Genomic DNA, 16,940 nt, shown 5'->3' with positions numbered 1-16,940 from the left:
AACTATTAACTATTAACTATGAACTATGAACTATGAACTATGAACTATGAATAAATAACTAAGTAATAACTAAGTAAGAAGCAAAGCCTGTAATCAGATTGCGTCTAATTACAGGCCATAATATAAATAATTCAGTGCCACAAGGACTGGCTTAGTTGTCGCTAAAAACTATTGTAATAAAGCTTCAAACGTTAAGTGCACGTTCACACTTGCTTTGTCCGCCATAGGAGCATTTTTCAATTCACCTTTGTAGTTAGCTTTCATCAGATAACGACCCGCAGCATTTGGCGTGAACGTTACGTTACCGTCCTTGTCACTTACTACATTAATCTGCTCTTGATGGTTACGATATAACGTACCTTCACGAGTAATATCAGCAACAACACCAGCTTGAGGTTCACCGTTAAAGAAGAATTGGAAGCTTACTTCTTCACCTTCAACAATGTCTGATGGATGAGTCAGTGGACGCATTTCTAGGTATTTACCTTCGATTTCTAATGCCTTTTCTGTTGGCATTCCAACCGTTACATAGCTTTCTGCGCGGGTATAACTTAATTGTGTACTTACATCGCGTGCTTTTTCAGGGATTATATTCGCGCGTTCTGCTTTATTTGCTTTAGCATATTTAACTGTATCGCGACGGCCCGCTTTATAATAGGTGTAGTAAGACGGTACATTGTTAATCGCTACCTTGTGCGTGCCTTCTTCTTCAAAGTAGAAGTCAAAGATAGAACGTCGTTTACCGCGGATCACAAAGTTAGGGCGCTCTTTACGACCGTCAGGCATGATCACTTGTGCAAATTCACTGCCCGCAGGTTTATCAAATACAAAAGTACCGTGTGATGCCGTTACATCAAATGTTAACCAATCGCCACCTTCTTTCGATACAGTGAAGTGTGATGGTAATAGCCAACGTGGATGTGCGTTTGCCGTTGTTGTTGCCGCTAGTCCCGCAATAACCGCACAGGCTAGACCTAACGCTTTCAATTTTTTTACTGTAGTCATTAATCTTTACTCGCTCTATTATTTAATTAGGTAGTTGATACGGATATCACCGGTTTCTTCTGTCGGATCAATAGTGTGACTAAACGGTTTGTCACCTAAAGTCATTTTTTGGCGGATATAATTACGACCACCGTGCTCACGCACTACTTCAACATAAAATGTATAATTGCCCGCTTCAACGCGGTTACCATCACTATCTAAGCCATCCCAAGTGAAACGATAATCACCAGCAGGACGTGTTGCTGATGTTACGCCGTCAACTAAAGCACGATCATAACGTCCGACTTTTCGCCACCAGCTGCGTAAATCTTTTAACCATTCATCTTTACCCACCCATAGCTCAACAGTACGCACTGATTTACGCTTTGAGTTTTCGATCCATATCGCCACATAAGGGCGGGCATACATAGTGGTATCAATCTTAGGCAGACTAAATTCAACATCGAGTGTGGCAGTGGCCGGAATTGGCGCGGCCGAGGCAAAATAAGCCGGTAATAACAGACAACTTAATAGTGCAACGCACTGACTAAGACGCTTAAATAACAAAGTCATACAAGATCCTTTAAGGAACGGCCACCACAAAAATAGCCAAGGTAACGAGGGAACCAAACAAGGTCCATTTCAATGAGGTTGCGAAGGTTTTCTTTTTCGGCACTAATAAACACACACCGGTTAATACAAAGAACACCATAAGTAATGCGACAATATCGATAAACAGCTTCCATACGCCGCCACTATTTCGGCCTTTATGTAAGTCATTTAATACCGCAATAACACCGTAATGGGTCTTTTCAATCACAGCTTCAGCACTGGTCATGTCAATAAATACCGCGACGTTATAACCCGGACCTTTGTAGTCCATCGCGATCTCACCTTCAATTAATTCACCGTCTTCAACTTCGGTAAATACATCTAATGCAGAAGGTTGACCAGAAAGCTTCGCGTGTTCGGTAAGGTAATTAACGATACCGACTTTATCCACAGCAACGGCACCATCGGCATTGCTAAATAAGCTTTGCGGTAAAGTAAGAATGGTTTCTTGAATATCAGGCTGACTACTCACAAACAGACTTGGGCGGTTTAAAGTAATACCCGTAACAGAGAAAAATAATACGACCAAGAGTAGCGCCATAGAAATATAGATATGTAAGCGACGCGCCCATAATTGCACTTGTTTGTTTTTTAAGAGTGTTTTGTTCTTTGAATTAGCCACTTTGTTTTTCGATCTTGTAGATGTCTGGGTGAGAGGCTGACTGAGAGAAGGCATGATCGTAATAACACTGCTTGATTATGGGATTTAAGTACAGGCAATGTAATTGATAATTGTTTTCATTGGCATTGAATTTACATTATTTACGTTAACTCATGCCAATACTGTAAGCATAATCATTAGGTCATTTTATTCCTCCTTATATGCTCTCTGACCGTTATAAAGTCAGCAGTCATATTGACAGTGATTATCATTATGACAATACAAATTGTTGTCACAATGACACTGAATCTATTCACTAAAATTTAAGCTGTTATTTTTAAAAATAAAAAATATTGGTTCGAATAATGCAATTAAGATAGAAAAATAATAGAAATAGAAACGAGGAGGATATGAATAATCATGCCATATAAGAATATGAACTTCAATTTAGGCAAAGTTGTTAGTCGCATAGATTGGACCAAATCATTATTTACAATTCGAATTCGATCTGGAAGTATCCCTTATATCTCAGGACAATTTACCAAACTAGCTCTTTACGATAAAAACAAAGAATTCCATAGAAGAGCATATTCTATAGTAAATAGTCCAGAAAACCATAAACAGACAGGTGAACTGGAGTTTCTAATTATTACCGACCCGAAGGGTAATCTTTCTCCTTTAATCCATCAGTTGAAAGTTAATGATTATATATACGTTGGTACAGAAGGTGCAGGCTTCATGACCCTTGATGCCGTTCCAACTAACTCCAAAGATCTATGGCTTTTATCGACAGGTACTGCAATTGGCCCTTTTATTTCAATGCTCGAAGAAGAAGATGAAAATGAGCGTTTTAACAATATATTTTTGGTTCATGCGGTGAGAAAAAAATCAGAGCTCACGTATAAAGATAAAATAAAGCAGCTTGAATCAAAATATCAAGGAAAACTAAAATATGTGCGAATTATTTCTAGAGAACAGACACCCAGAAATTTATCAGGAAGAATTCCGGAACTACTTAGAACGGGAGAACTCGAGAGAGAATGTAAAGTATCGCTATGTCAAAAATCAAGTTTCTTGTATATGTGTGGTAATCCTAAAATGGTTAAAGACACGAGTGATACGCTAAGATCATTAGGGTTTAGTAAACATCTACAAGCTAAATCAGGACAATTCAGTTCAGAAAATTACTGGAAAGTAAGTTGATTTATAGTCGATCCACTCAGGGGTGACAGTCAGTATTTAAATAACACCGAACCTCAACATTTATCAAATAAGTTTAGGTTCGGTGGTAAACTAATTTGTCTACTGTCTATGACCCCCAAAACCTCCTCCAAACCACCATATAGGTGATTACCCTTCTCTCTCAGCAATAAAAAGGTTCAACATTAAGTCTTTGTCATAAAGACAATAGCGCTGTCATATTGACATTGACAGGCACAGTCAATATGACAGCCAAAAGTAAATAAGTTGAATATAAACAACTGGTTAAACTTTGGCATAAAAATTGACTAATGAGATTGTTAATTAATTATTGAGGAGTCAAAATGACTAAACAAAAATTCTCCCTAATTGCTCTCATTATTGTATGTGTGACATCATTTAGTATACTTTTGAGCTTAGGAAGTGAAATTTATCGTGAAGCACCACCAATCCCCGAGAAAGTTGTAACGTCAACAGGTGAAGTGATATTTACCAAAGAAGACATCCAGAATGGTCAGCTTGTTTGGCGCTCTATGGGGGGACATCAATTAGGCTCTATTTGGGGCCATGGTTCATATGTTGCGCCAGACTGGACTGCGGATTGGCTTCATCGAGAATCAACACTTTGGCTTGATAAAGCAGCAATAGAACAATTCTCAGTTCAATTTGAACAGTTAGCTAGTTATCAACAAGCTGCATTAGAAAGCCTTCTGCGTGAAGATATACGATCTAATCGCTTTGATGCTAATAACAATATATTAGTAATCTCAACACGTCGTGCAGAAGTAATTAGTACGCTGCAGCATTACTATTCAAATTTATTTGGTGATAATCCTGATTTCCAGCCTATTCGTGAAGACTACGCGATGAAAGAAAACACAATTTCAACCGCTGAAAATCGTCAAAAATTATCTGCATTTTTCTTCTGGGGAGCGTGGGCTGCAGTGACAGAGCGCCCCGGTGAGAACTACACTTACACGAATAACTGGCCACACGATCCCGTAATCGGTAATACACCGACATCAAATAATGTTTTTTGGTCAATATTAAGTATGGTTCTGCTTATTGCTGCTATAGGGGCGCTTGCTTGGTATCACGCCAGTCTTAAAGAGCATCCACTACCAGAGGTACCCACTAAAGATCCATTATTTGATGTTAAAGCAACGCCTTCGCAAAAAGCTTTAGTCAAGTATTTTGCAACCGCTGTCGGATTATTTCTCCTACAGATTTTATTAGGTGGTATTACTGCGCATTATGCAGTTGAAGGTCAGACTTTTTATGGTTACCCACTAGCAGAGATTTTACCATATTCACTAACTCGTACCTGGCATACTCAACTTGCAGTATTTTGGATTGCTACGGCTTGGTTAGGCACTGGACTATATATTGCGCCAGCTTTATCTGGGCATGATCCTAAATATCAAAAACTAGGTGTGAATATACTCTGGGTTGCTTTAGTTTTCGTTGTTCTTGGCTCTATGGCCGGAGAATGGCTTGCTATTCAACAATACTTTGATCTTGACTTAAGTTACTGGGTCGGACACCAAGGACAAGAATATATAGACCTTGGTCGTATCTGGCAAATCCTGCTGTTTTCAGGTTTATTAATTTGGCTAACATTGGTGACGGCTGCAATTAAGCCCGCCCTAACCAAAGACAGTGAAATGAAATCTGTTATTTGGGTTCTCTATGCATCCTGTGTAGCGATTGGATTATTTTATGGTGTTGGATTTTTACAAGGTAAACATACTAATTTAGCGATTGCTGAATACTGGCGTTGGTGGGTAGTTCATTTGTGGGTTGAAGGGTTCTTCGAAACATTTGCAACATCAGTCATTGCATTAGTGTTTGTACGTTTAGGACTTATTCGAGCTCAATCAGCTAACAGTGCTGTTTTATTTGCTACCGTTGTATTCCTAACTGGTGGTCTACTTGGGACGCTTCACCACGTATATTTTACAGGTACGCCAACATCCGTAGTTGCATGGGGTGCAATGTTTTCAGCATTGGAAGTTGTACCACTCGCATTAATTGGTTTTGAAGCTGTTGAAACTTATAGAATGCGTAAAGCGACAAGCTGGATGGTTCGTTATAAATGGGCATTTATGTTCTTTGTTGCAACAGCATTTTGGAATTTGGTTGGCGCTGGTGTGCTTGGTTTTCTTATCAACCCACCAATAGCGCTTTATTATATTCAAGGTTTAAATACAACAGCAACTCATGCTCACGCTGCATTCATGGGCGTATATGGAATGCTAGGCATTGGTTTGATGCTAACTTGCTTACGTGGTTTAACAAATCAATTATCAATATGGGATGATAAATTACTTAAGTGGTGTTTCTTGTCTTTAAATCTAGGTTTGATAGGCATGGTATTCATGTCACTGCTCCCTGTTGGTATAATACAATTTATTGCTTCTGTAGAGCATAGTTATTGGTATGCAAGATCCTCAGAAATAATTCATAGTGAATTAGTGGAAATGTTTGTTTGGTTACGTGTCCCCGGTGATATTTTATTCGGTATGGGAGGGCTGTTCTTAGCAGCGTTCTTTGCTCGATTAATAATAGGGGAAATAAAAAATAGTACTAAACGCGCTCCATCTGTCGTGTCTTAACTAAATCGGCATTTAGATTAAAGGAATAAGCTAAATGCCGTTATTAAAAATGAGTAAGTTATAAACCAATTATATTACAATAAGCCTTAACTTCAGCTTCAGTATGAGGAATGCCTGCTGCATCAGCAAGCTCCCACGAACGCTCACAGTGTTGAGTTCGTTCGCACCACAAATAACCCGCGGAAGGCAAGCAACCATATTCGTCACGATCACCGCCGATAGGCTTAAACTCTGGGTCAGAATTACTACAGGCTGTAATACTTAATACTAACAAGGTGAATAAACTATATTTTAAATGCATAGTGTGTTCCTGATACTATATAAAACAATTCTGGTTCATAGTTAGTATCCCTGCATAATAAAAGTCGCACTTTTAGCAGAATCAGTATGGGTTAAGATGCAAGTCGCAGTGGTACTTTCAGCGATGCTCATTGGCGTAACAGTGTAACCTAAAGGTAATGATGAACCACTGAGTAGGCTTCCAGCATCATCACAATTATCAATGTGTACGGCCTCTACCGTCGATAATCCCGATTTTGAGATCATCTTGGCAGCGTAATTAAACGTATTTGCACTTTCAATACTGCGGGCAATATTAATCACACTGACATCTAATGCGGCATCAGCAAGATCAATAAATCGAGGTACAGCCATCGCACCTAATATGCCTGATATAACGACAACAGCACTTAATTCAACTAACGTAACTCCAGCTTGTTTTTTCATCTTTTAGACCATCCATGATCATGAATCTACGATTATTTTTTTGCTGATATATATAGACAGCAAAAACTCACAGCCAATTACGATATTAAGGTAAATATTACGCCAACAGCTAAGAGTATAGCTACAAAACAACAAAGCATAACCATTGATATATAACTGGTTTCATACATATTAACTGTAGTGCTACAATTTTTATTTTGCATTCTAAAATTAAAAAAAACCATAAAAAAACGGGCTTAAAAGCCCGTTATCGGTATCATAAAAACCTGATTGTAAATTACATATTATGCTCAGCAAAAGAGGCTAAACGACTACGTTGCACTCCTTTTAAGAACACATTCGCACTACCGTCAAAATCTTTAAAACGTTCCACTACATAAGTAAGACCCGAGGTTACAGCGGTTAAGTAACTACTATCAATTTGTGATAAGTTACCCGAACACACAATTTTAGTGCCTTCGCCACAACGCGTAATAATGGTCTTAAGCTGCGCAGCAGTAAGGTTTTGACACTCATCTAATAATACAAACGCATTTTGAATCGAACGACCACGCATAAAGTTTACCGACTTAAACTGTAAATTCGCTTTCTGTTTAATGTACTCAACTGAGCCATCTTTACATTCATCGTATTTATGCAAAACTTCTAAGGTATCTGTAATCGCGGCCAACCAAGGCAACATTTTTTCTTCTTCCGTACCAGGTAAGAAACCAATGCTTTCGGCAATTTCCGGCGTGTTACGCGTAACAATTACCTTGTCATACATTTTTCGCTCAACGACTTGTTCTAACGCCGCTGCCATCGCCAAAATAGTCTTACCACTCCCAGCAGGTCCGGTCAAAATGACCAAATCAATATGCGGATTAAGTAAAGCTTCCAGTGCCATGCCTTGGTAAATATTCTTAGGATGTATACCCCAAGCTTTTTTTGACATCAGGCGTTCGCGACCTAAATCAACAAAACTAATTTCTCCCTTATCCTTTCCGACAACACGCGCGGCAAAGTGATCAGTTTCATCAATCAAGTATTGGTTAATAAAAGTGTCTTTAAGTAATCCCGTTTCAACAGTATGAATAGTCTTTGAGCCCATGGTTTCACTTTTCATACTTTCACTGTGGCATTCGTTTATCTCTTGCCAAAAGTCGCCAGTAAATTTATGAAAGCCAGTCGCTAAAAATTTAATGTCATCAATCAATTGATCGGAACGATAATCCTCTACCCGATTTAGCCCTGCGCCCTTTGCTTTCAAACGCATGTTAATGTCTTTAGTGACCAGTACAATTTCGCGATCAGATTGGTTCTGCAAGAATAACGCGGCATTGATAATACGATTATCGGGTTCATTTTCAGTAAAAAAGACATCTTGCTTCATCACGCTATGATCAGCAAAAATAGAGATCTTACCCAATTTATTTTTACTTTCTATTTTTTGCAATGGCACACCTTGGCTGATTTCTTCAGGGGTAGCATTTGAAAAAATATCCTCCAACGCACGAATCGCGACACGTGCATCCCGACTGACATCCCTTTTTCTATCCTTGATATTATCGAGCTCTTCTAAAACAGTCATGGGAATCATGACATCGTGCTCTTGAAAGGTGAAGATAGATAAAGGAGCATGTAACAACACGTTGGTATCGAGAATGAAAACTTTGTTATTGGTACTTTCCATAGAAACACCTCTTTTAGTTCGGCTAACCCTTAACGCTTAGCCGTCGACTTTGTTGATTTCATTTTTAGCCATTTTTTTACAATATCTGTGCTGCAATACGATATACTTACAAAATACATACCTCTGATGACCCTATCAGGCTTTTATTACGGAAATAAGAATGACTGCAACCAAGACAGCACTTGACCCTAAGCTATTTAAAAAAATCGAAATCATTTGTGAAAAAGGTGAAGAGCAGCTCGAAGCTGAAGAATACAAAACTGCGATCGATACCTTTATGCAAGCTTATGATCTTGTTCCTGAACCTAAGATCCACTGGAATGTATCTACATGGATCCTAACAGCACTAGGTGATGCACACTTCATGTTAGGCGATTGGCCGTCATTAGAAGAAGCAACGGGTTTTGCTATGTTATGCCCTGAAGGTGCGGTAAATCCTTATTTACACCTACGTTTAGGTCAAGCACACTTTGAACTTGGCAACATGGGGCCAGCGAAAGAGCAACTAGAAAAAGCATTTGAAGCTGAAGGTGAAGACATCTTTGGTGATGATGACCCAAAATATTTAGCCTTTGCCAAAGCTCAATAAAAGAATAATTCTACCACCCTCTTTTACTATTATAGTGGGTGGTTATTATTCTGACCAAAACATCGAACAAACAAGTACATAATCTAAAATAAGCATTAAGCCTAATAACGCAGGCGTCGCTATTTTCACGCTTAAGTTAGAGGATAAAATGACATGAATAACAGCTATAAAGGTAGGGTTCGTTAAACATAATAAATAAAAAAGCAGTTAATACTGATGGCTATCAATACATCCCTGCTCTATTACCTGCTGAACTATCGCTTATACGATCTCAGCTGCAACCACTGAAATTTCAACTAATAGCGCTTCACGCGCCATACTCGCTTGTACACATGCACGAGCAGGAGCATGACCAGCAGGTACCCACGCATCCCAAACGGCATTCATCTCAGCAAAGTCTGTCATCTCTTTAATATAAATAGTTGCTGATAACATGTGTTCTTTATCACTGCCCGCTTGAGCTAATAAATCAGTTACTTTTGCTAACATGGTTTCAGTTTGCTCTTTGATTCCATACGTTGCATCTGCGCATACTTGGCCACATAAGTAGATAGTACCGTTGTGCTTTACAATACGGCTCATTCTTGGTTTAGTTTCCATACGTTCAATCATGCTAAATTCTCTTCGTTGAATATCAAGGTGAATACCCAAATATTGGGCTAATTGGTTAGTTTACCTTGTCTTGCAAATAAATTTCAGTTAAAAATGAGATAGGCATAATAACTCAAGGAAATGAGAGAAAATGATAAGAATAGCAACCAAACAGGATGCCGAGGCAATCAGCCATATCTATAATCATTACATCACAACTACAGTGATTACTTTTGAAGAAGAAGTAGTAAGCAGTGATGATATAGCCGACCGAATCAAAACAACGCTTGCAGCAGGTCTTCCTTGGCTAATTGCAGAAGAAGACAATATTGTGCTTGGTTATGCGTATGCAACCCCTTGGAAAAGTCGAAGTGCCTATCAGTTTAGTGTTGAAACATCGGTTTATCTCGACCCGAATGCATCAAGAAAAGGCTGGGGAAGCCAATTATATCAAGCCTTATTTGTACAATTACAACACACCAAAGTACGTACAGTCATTGGCGGTATCGCGTTACCTAACCCCGCCAGTATCGCTTTACATGAAAAACTCGGTATGCACAAAAGTGCCCACTTTAGTAAAGTTGGGTACAAATTTAACCAATGGATCGATGTAGGCTACTGGCAAAAAAGCTTAACCTAAGGTTAAAAAGACCAATCAATACATTAATAGTTATGCTCTAAACTCCATTTACGTAAAATTTTATTTTCGACTTTCGGCTCAATTTGCATGATCGCCTTATCTAATATTTTACGTAACATGGCTTGGTCTTTACGCACGCCGAAACGGTAGCGATTCACGTATTTAGTTCGCCCTGATACGGTTAAATTTTTCAGTCCAAGTTTAGCAATTTTGTAACGCAATACAAAAAGTGATTCTATCGTCGCAACGATCTCACCATTAGCCGTTCTTCTCAGAGCATCATCTGTACTGTCGACACGACTAACAATAACGCGCGGGTAGTTATTACGTAGGTATTCTTCATACACATAACCTTCTACCACGGCCACTGTTTTACCGCGTAATGATTTTAAGTTACGAATACCATGCACATTTTTTTTAGTTGCTAATGCAGCAACAGCTTCAACATAGGGAGCTGTAAAAATTAGCCATTGTGAGCGCCTTGGGGTTTGGTTGAGAAAAGATAATACATCACATCCCCCATTACGAGTAACGTCTAAACTTTGTTGCCAGGTCTTTGTTTCTCGTACTTGAAATTCGACATCTAACATCGCCGAGAACACAGCTATATAATCAGCAGCAATACCAATGTAACCAAGTTTAGGATCCCACGCTTCGTAAGGCATCCAGTTAGGATCAATACATAATTTGATTGGTGCGCGAGCAGAAATATAGGTACGCTCTTCTGCAGTAAGACGTATTTTATCAATGCCAGCATGGGCAGAAAGACTAATACTGGCTAAACTTAGTGAATATAATACAGTGATAATACAGCTCGTTTTTGTCATCGTCTTGCTTACCTCGTATGGCGTCTATCCAATATAAGTTAAGACTATAATCGTCTAGCTATCTAGTAAATAACCATAATTAGTCACGTTAATCGCTAATTTTTATCCCGATAAATTAGTAAAAATACGTAATCACCCTAAAAATAAATGTCTTTAAGCCAGTGATAGAATTATAATTAACCCCAAATATCACTCGATTAAAACACCATGAAATATTTAATATTACTAACCATACTACTGAGCGGTTGCAGCAAATACCCGTTACAGACGAATTTAGACAAAGATAACTTCACTGAATACTTCTCTATTTCGGGTGTTGAATATTACGCTGCTGACACCCTACAAAATTATCAGGTTGAACAACTGGGTTTAGTGGAAGGCGAAAGCTGTCAAACAGCCGATAACCTGCCACCAGCAGAAGAAAAACAAGCGAAAATTGCCGCCAAGCGTAAAGCCGCCGCGCTTCATGCCAATGGTATTATTATTCGTTCATGTATCGCACCACCCGCATCTAAGGCCTGCCTTAGCAGTTATGTGTGTTATGGCGATGCGATCAATGTAAATCCTTTAAACCGCAGTAATGACGACAGTTAATAATGAAACTTGAACTCAAAACAGTTGGGATTATCCATACCCCATATAAAGAAAAATTTGCCGTACCGCGTCAACCATGTTTGGTTTCCGCTGCTAAAGCTCAGCTCATTTTAAGCCCACCATTTGATGAAGCAGATGCCTTACGCGGGCTCGAACAGTTTAGCCATGTATGGCTGATTTTTGCTTTCCATGAAACCATGGATAAAGGTTGGAATCCGACAGTACGTCCACCCCGTTTAGGCGGTAATGAACGCTTGGGTGTCTTTGCCACCCGTTCAACATTTCGCCCTAACCCGTTAGGTCTGTCGGTAGCAAAACTTGATGGTATTACAATTAAAAATAACCAGTGTATTTTAAATTTATCGGGCATTGATTTGGTCGATGGTACACCGATTTTAGATATCAAACCTTACGTGCCTTATGCTGACAGTTTACCTGATGCCCAAGCAGGTTACGCCTCTGATGCACCCATTGCTGATATGCCAGTCACGTTTGCAGACGAAGCCTTGAATCAAATTGCAGCGCAGAAAAAAAAGCATCCCGAATTACAGACCTTTATCACGCAGGTATTAACTCAAGATCCGCGTCCTGCTTATAAAAAGAATAAAACAACACGCCAAGAATACGGAGTAAAGTTGTATGACTTTAATGTGCGTTGGGCAGTGGAAGATAATATTACGACTGTATTTTCTGTCATTAAAACGGACACAGTACCAACTCTTACGACAGTCACTACCGCTGTAAACGAAACTAAATCGGAAAGTACTAATGATTGATTATATTGCTCAGCACAAGCGGCGCTTAGCGTGGATGCCGGGCTTATACTACAAACTAAAACCCAAAGCATTAAGCTGGGCAAGAACGTGGCAAGCCGAGCTACAAACTTATGTTATGTCGGTCGAAACCATAGAGTTTGGTGACAATTGCTTTATTGCCCCCGATTGCCATATGTTTGCAGAACCCGGTCGTAAGATCACCATGGGCGATAACTGTTTCTTCGCCTCTGCGAGTTTTATCCACGGGCCAATGACACTGGGGAATAATGTTGCGATCAATCACAGTTGCTCATTAGACGGCGGAAAAAATGGCATTACCATTGGTGATGATACCCGAATTGCCAACAACTGCCGTATCCATGCCTCTAATCACGGTATGCATCCTGACCAAGTTATTTGGCAGCAAGCCTCAACTTCTCAAGGCGTGATAATAGGTAAAGATGTTTGGATTGGGGCTAACGTGGGGATTGTCGATGGCGTTACGATCGCTGATAATGCCGTGATTGGCATGCAAAGTGTGGTAACGAAAAATGTCCCCCAATGGGCAATCATGGCTGGAAATCCCGCGCGTCAAATTGGTGATAGACGGGATAAAAAAGACAGTCTGCTAAAACAAATTCAGACCGAGTGACGGTCTGAATTTTCTCTATATAATAAAGTAAAGCAGGCTTATAAGAAGAACAGACGCCATAACCAGTTCGAATCTAAATCTTCTTTACAGGTGCGATACTGACCCGCATATTTCAACGAACGCTGGTTTACTTTCTTCGCCACTTTCTTCAACCACGGTTTTTTGTTGTAGCTTTTACGCTTATAACCACCCCAACCTTCGTGATAATTCAAGTATTGCTTCTCCGCATCCCATTTAGATATACCATTGATTTTTTGAGATTTATTAATAAACCATCCCATAAAATCCATGGCGTCATGAAAATCAGAACGGCTTGACCAACTATTTCCGGTTTCCTTAACATAATCACCCCAAGTCACCGTTTTTGCTTGGGCATAACCATAGGCAGAACTTGCGCGTCCTGTCGGAATTATCCACCAATACTGCATTGGCGGCTGGGCATTATGCTTAAATGAGCTTTCTTGATACATCATCGCCATTGGCACATGCACAGGTACGCCCCATTTATCTTTACTGTCAATGGCCGCTTCGTACCAATCGTATTTTTCAATAAAGATATCGCAAATATTTTCCGGATTACGAGGTTGTGACGAGCAACCAAATAATACACTGCTGACCATTATAAGCGCAGCTAATCTCAGTATTTTATTCATTTTAAATAGCACAAATCCAATTTTGGCTGCCAGTATATGACCTACGAGAAACGAATAAAAGGACAGCAGTCAAAAATAAATAAAACTAATCACTAACTTTTACTGTTTACTCAGGCGCCGCCCTGTTAAAATCGCTCTATTATATCGATTTTATTAGTAAATAAAGGAACGTTATGCGTAGCAGCAATTACTTGCTTTCAACTTTGAAAGAAACTCCAAATGACGCTGAAGTAATTAGCCACCAGCTAATGCTTCGTGCAGGTATGGTTCGCCGTCTGGCATCAGGCTTATACACTTGGTTACCGACCGGCCTACGAGTTTTACGCAAAGTAGAAAACATCGTACGTGAAGAGATGGACAAAGCAGGTGCTGTTGAAACTCTAATGCCAATGGTTCAACCAGCAGATTTATGGCAAGAAACAGGCCGTATCGATAAGTTTGGTCCAGAATTGTTACGCATTAACGATCGCCACAACCGTCCTTTTGTTTTAGGTCCAACGCACGAAGAAGTGATCACTGACATCGCACGTAAAGAAATCAACAGCTACAAACAACTGCCGTTGACGCTTTACCAAATCCAAACTAAATTCCGTGATGAAGTTCGTCCTCGTTTCGGTGTGATGCGTTCGCGTGAATTCCTGATGAAAGATGCTTATTCTTTCCATTTATCAGATGAATGTCTAAACGATACGTACAACAAAATGCATCAAGCATATTGCAATATCTTCGAGCGTATTGGCCTAGAGTACCGTCCTGTACTTGCTGATACAGGTTCAATTGGTGGTGCTGTATCTCACGAATTCCACGTACTTGCAGAAAGCGGCGAAGACGATATCGTATTCTCTGACGGCAGCGATTACGCAGCTAACATCGAAAAAGCAGAAGCACTAGCACCTGCTGGCGAACGTCCTGCAGCAACGCAAGAATTAACAGTTGTTGATACACCAGATGCACACAGCATCGAAGACGTTTGTAAATTCTTAAGCGTTGACGCAACACAAACAGTAAAAACACTGCTTGTTGCTGCTGAAGCTGAAGAAGGCGCAGCACAAGGCGTTATCGCACTTGTTCTACGTGGCGACCATGAACTAAACGAAGTAAAAGCAGAAAAAATTGCTGGCGTTGCGTCTCCGTTAACATTTGCTAACGAAGCTCAAATCCAAGCAGCAGCAAACTGCAATGCCGGTTCTATCGGTCCTAAAGGTCTGAACTGTCCTGTTGTTGTTGATCGTTCAGCTGCACACCTAGCAGACTTTGTTTGTGGTGCTAACGTTAATGGTCAGCACATCACTGGCGCTAACTGGGATCGTGATATTGCAGAATACACAGTTGCAGATATTCGTAACGTGGTTGAAGGTGAAGCAAGCCCATGTGGTAAAGGCACACTGTCAATTAAACGTGGTATCGAAGTAGGTCATATCTTCCAACTTGGTACTCAATACGCTGAATCTATGGGTGCAGGCGTACTGAATATGCAAGGTAAGCAGCAAACAATGACAATGGGTTGTTATGGTGTTGGTGTTTCTCGTATTGTTGCTTCTGCAATCGAACAGAACCACGATGAAAACGGTATTATCTGGAACGAGTCAATCGCACCATACAAAGTATCTATTATCCCAATGAACATGCACAAATCAGCAGAAGTTAAAGAAGCAGCAGAGAAAATCTACGCTGACCTTCAAACCGCTGGTATCGAAGTGCTATTTGATGATCGTAAAGAGCGTCCAGGTGTTATGTTCGCGGATTCTGAACTTATCGGTATTCCACACAACATCATCATCGGCGATCGTAGTCTGAAGAATGGTCTAGTTGACCACAAACTACGTCTAACAGGTGATAAAACGGAAGTTGCAGTTACTGATATCGTAGCACACGTTAAAGGCCTACTAGCATAAGCTAATATGCAATGAACTAACTTCGGTTAAGTTAACAATCAAAGCCAAGCATCTGCTTGGCTTTTTCGTGTCTGAAAGCGCGATCATCTAGAAATCCTCCCTATCCCACAGGATTAATTTGGCGAAGCAGTGAGTCTTTAACAATAATTAATAAAGGATATTTCTTCTTTGATTAAGCAGGACTTTATCTATGGGTTTAAAGAATTATGACAGGAACTAAACAGGGGCTATTATTGACAGGAGGTGGCGCAAGAGCCGCGTATCAAGTCGGTGCACTAAAAGCCATTGCGGAGTTTTATCCCCGAAATCACGGTACACCTTTTAAAGTAATCACTGGTACATCAGCAGGGGCCATCAACAGTTGTGCGATTGCTTGCTACGCCAGTTGCTTCCGCTTGGGGGTTAAAAAACTCGAGTATATCTGGAATAACTTCCACGCCAACCAAGTATTTCAATGCAGTTTTAATGAAATATCTCAGCACTTGTTACTTACCTTTTTATCACGATTTCAGTCGCCACACGTGACGCGCCAACCGGTATCCCTGTTTAACAATAAACCCTTGCGTAAACTGCTAGATCGTTATTTGGATATGCGCCGTATCGACATTAACATTCAACACCAACACCTCGATGCAATTTCGATCACCGCGTCTGATTATAGCAACGGTGATTCCATCAGCTTTTTTCAAGGTAATCAGCAATTGCAAGAATGGCAACGCGCCCGTCGTAGTGGGTTACGAACACGATTGCATGCCCACCATTTATTAGCGTCTTCAGCTATCCCTTTAGTCTTCCCTTGTACCCAAATAGGCCATGATTTTTATGGTGATGGTTCGGTACATCAACTATCACCATTAAGCCCTGCGATCCACCTTGGCGCAGAGAAACTACTGGTGATCGGTGCAGAACAGCCACCGCGAAAATTAAAACCAGGAGAATTACGCCAGACTCCATCCGGGGCCGATATCGCAGGGCATCTACTCGATACCGTTTTTACCGATACCTTAAACTCTGACATTGAGCGGTTAAAGCGTATTAATGACACCCTAACATTAACCCCTGAATCACAAAAATCAGCGTTAAATATAAAACAGATTGGCTTATTCCACTTAGCCAATGAACATGATATTAATGCCATTGCCGATGAATACTTTTACGAATTACCCATAACCATCCGAACTCTATTACGCACCATCGGAGTAAATGAACACAGCCATTCTTCAATTACTTCCTATCTGATATTTGAGCAAAACTATACACGTGAATTAATGCGTTTAGGCTATCAAGATGTATTAAAACAAGAAGAAGAATTAAGGTTTTTTTTAAATATATAG

Annotated in this window: 18 protein-coding genes; 9 read left to right on the top strand and 9 right to left on the bottom strand. The window is 40.1% G+C overall.

The annotated features are described in order from the left end of the window. Positions 1–168: 168 nt before the first annotated feature. Genes BT797_RS01290 through BT797_RS01280 form a run of 3 tightly spaced genes read right to left on the bottom strand, consistent with a single transcriptional unit; the run spans position 169 to position 2,218 of the window. Complete coding sequence (locus tag BT797_RS01290; RefSeq protein WP_075470921.1) at positions 169–1,005, bottom strand: DUF4198 domain-containing protein; 837 nt, start codon at positions 1,003–1,005, stop codon at positions 169–171. An 18-nt stretch (positions 1,006–1,023) separates the two neighbouring features. After that, positions 1,024–1,557, bottom strand: coding sequence for a DUF2271 domain-containing protein (locus BT797_RS01285; protein WP_045108984.1), 534 nt, complete (start codon positions 1,555–1,557; stop codon positions 1,024–1,026). A 10-nt stretch (positions 1,558–1,567) separates the two neighbouring features. Further along, positions 1,568–2,218 carry a PepSY-associated TM helix domain-containing protein gene (locus BT797_RS01280; RefSeq protein WP_244534089.1) on the bottom strand — a complete coding sequence of 217 codons (651 nt, stop codon included), beginning with the start codon at positions 2,216–2,218 and terminating at the stop codon, positions 1,568–1,570. A 399-nt stretch (positions 2,219–2,617) separates the two neighbouring features. On the opposite strand from BT797_RS01280, the gene BT797_RS01275 reads away from it, so the two are divergent. After that, entirely contained in the window at positions 2,618–3,400 is a 783-nt protein-coding gene (locus BT797_RS01275) for a ferredoxin--NADP reductase (RefSeq protein ID WP_045108983.1), read from the top strand. 341 nt (positions 3,401–3,741) lie between these two features. Continuing rightward, positions 3,742–6,012, top strand: coding sequence for a nitric-oxide reductase large subunit (locus BT797_RS01270; RefSeq protein ID WP_075470919.1), 2,271 nt, complete (start codon positions 3,742–3,744; stop codon positions 6,010–6,012). A gap of 58 nt (positions 6,013–6,070) precedes the next feature. Here the strand turns inward: BT797_RS01270 and BT797_RS01265 are convergent, their stop codons facing one another. The 3 genes from BT797_RS01265 to BT797_RS01255 form a co-directional block, all read right to left on the bottom strand. Beyond that, positions 6,071–6,313, bottom strand: a complete 243-nt coding sequence (locus BT797_RS01265) for a hypothetical protein (protein WP_045108981.1) — start codon at positions 6,311–6,313, stop codon at positions 6,071–6,073. Between the two features lie 41 nt (positions 6,314–6,354). Next, the gene (locus tag BT797_RS01260; RefSeq protein WP_045108980.1) at positions 6,355–6,738 is read right to left on the bottom strand and encodes a type II secretion system protein; all 384 of its coding nucleotides are present in this window, start codon (positions 6,736–6,738) and stop codon (positions 6,355–6,357) included. Between the two features lie 277 nt (positions 6,739–7,015). Beyond that, the gene (locus tag BT797_RS01255) at positions 7,016–8,410 is read right to left on the bottom strand and encodes a PhoH family protein (RefSeq protein WP_045108979.1); all 1,395 of its coding nucleotides are present in this window, start codon (positions 8,408–8,410) and stop codon (positions 7,016–7,018) included. Positions 8,411–8,570: 160 nt separating this feature from the next. Here BT797_RS01255 and BT797_RS01250 point away from each other — a divergent pair, with 160 nt between their 5' ends. Continuing rightward, positions 8,571–8,999, top strand: coding sequence for a tetratricopeptide repeat protein (locus BT797_RS01250; RefSeq protein ID WP_045108978.1), 429 nt, complete (start codon positions 8,571–8,573; stop codon positions 8,997–8,999). A gap of 261 nt (positions 9,000–9,260) precedes the next feature. On the opposite strand, the gene BT797_RS01245 is transcribed toward BT797_RS01250, so the two are convergent. Next, a complete protein-coding gene (locus tag BT797_RS01245; RefSeq protein WP_045108977.1) occupies positions 9,261–9,611 on the bottom strand; it encodes a RidA family protein in 351 nt (116 codons plus the stop codon). A 130-nt stretch (positions 9,612–9,741) separates the two neighbouring features. On the opposite strand from BT797_RS01245, the gene BT797_RS01240 reads away from it, so the two are divergent. Next, on the top strand, positions 9,742–10,230 hold the full coding sequence (locus BT797_RS01240) for an arsinothricin resistance N-acetyltransferase ArsN1 family B (RefSeq protein WP_075470917.1): 489 nt from the start codon (positions 9,742–9,744) through the stop codon (positions 10,228–10,230). 23 nt (positions 10,231–10,253) lie between these two features. On the opposite strand, the gene BT797_RS01235 is transcribed toward BT797_RS01240, so the two are convergent. Further along, positions 10,254–11,057 (bottom strand): transporter substrate-binding domain-containing protein, encoded by an 804-nt coding sequence (locus BT797_RS01235; RefSeq protein ID WP_045108975.1) that lies wholly within the window; start codon positions 11,055–11,057, stop codon positions 10,254–10,256. A 207-nt stretch (positions 11,058–11,264) separates the two neighbouring features. Between BT797_RS01235 and rcsF the strand changes: the two genes are divergently transcribed. Genes rcsF through BT797_RS01220 form a run of 3 tightly spaced genes read left to right on the top strand, consistent with a single transcriptional unit; the run spans position 11,265 to position 13,058 of the window. After that, the gene (gene rcsF / locus BT797_RS01230) at positions 11,265–11,651 is read left to right on the top strand and encodes an Rcs stress response system protein RcsF (RefSeq protein WP_045108974.1); all 387 of its coding nucleotides are present in this window, start codon (positions 11,265–11,267) and stop codon (positions 11,649–11,651) included. A 2-nt stretch (positions 11,652–11,653) separates the two neighbouring features. Next, positions 11,654–12,427, top strand: a complete 774-nt coding sequence (tsaA, locus tag BT797_RS01225) for a tRNA (N6-threonylcarbamoyladenosine(37)-N6)-methyltransferase TrmO (RefSeq protein WP_045108973.1) — start codon at positions 11,654–11,656, stop codon at positions 12,425–12,427. After that, positions 12,420–13,058, top strand: coding sequence for an acyltransferase (locus BT797_RS01220; protein ID WP_045108972.1), 639 nt, complete (start codon positions 12,420–12,422; stop codon positions 13,056–13,058). Before tsaA ends, BT797_RS01220 begins: the two co-directional genes overlap by 8 nt. 38 nt (positions 13,059–13,096) lie before the next feature. Here the strand turns inward: BT797_RS01220 and BT797_RS01215 are convergent, their stop codons facing one another. Next, a complete protein-coding gene (locus BT797_RS01215; protein WP_045108971.1) occupies positions 13,097–13,711 on the bottom strand; it encodes a transglycosylase SLT domain-containing protein in 615 nt (204 codons plus the stop codon). A 173-nt stretch (positions 13,712–13,884) separates the two neighbouring features. On the opposite strand from BT797_RS01215, the gene BT797_RS01210 reads away from it, so the two are divergent. Together BT797_RS01210 and BT797_RS01205 are read left to right on the top strand one after the other, a co-directional pair. After that, positions 13,885–15,606: a proline--tRNA ligase gene (locus BT797_RS01210; protein WP_045108970.1), complete on the top strand. Its 1,722-nt coding sequence runs from the start codon at positions 13,885–13,887 to the stop codon at positions 15,604–15,606. Between the two features lie 206 nt (positions 15,607–15,812). Then, the gene (locus BT797_RS01205; protein WP_045108969.1) at positions 15,813–16,940 is read left to right on the top strand and encodes a patatin-like phospholipase family protein; all 1,128 of its coding nucleotides are present in this window, start codon (positions 15,813–15,815) and stop codon (positions 16,938–16,940) included.

It is taken from the genome of Moritella viscosa (genome assembly GCF_900120065.1).
Taxonomy (GTDB): domain Bacteria; phylum Pseudomonadota; class Gammaproteobacteria; order Enterobacterales; family Moritellaceae; genus Moritella; species Moritella viscosa.
The sequence above is the reverse complement of the archived record's forward strand: the minus strand, read 5'-3'. Positions and strand labels throughout refer to the sequence as shown.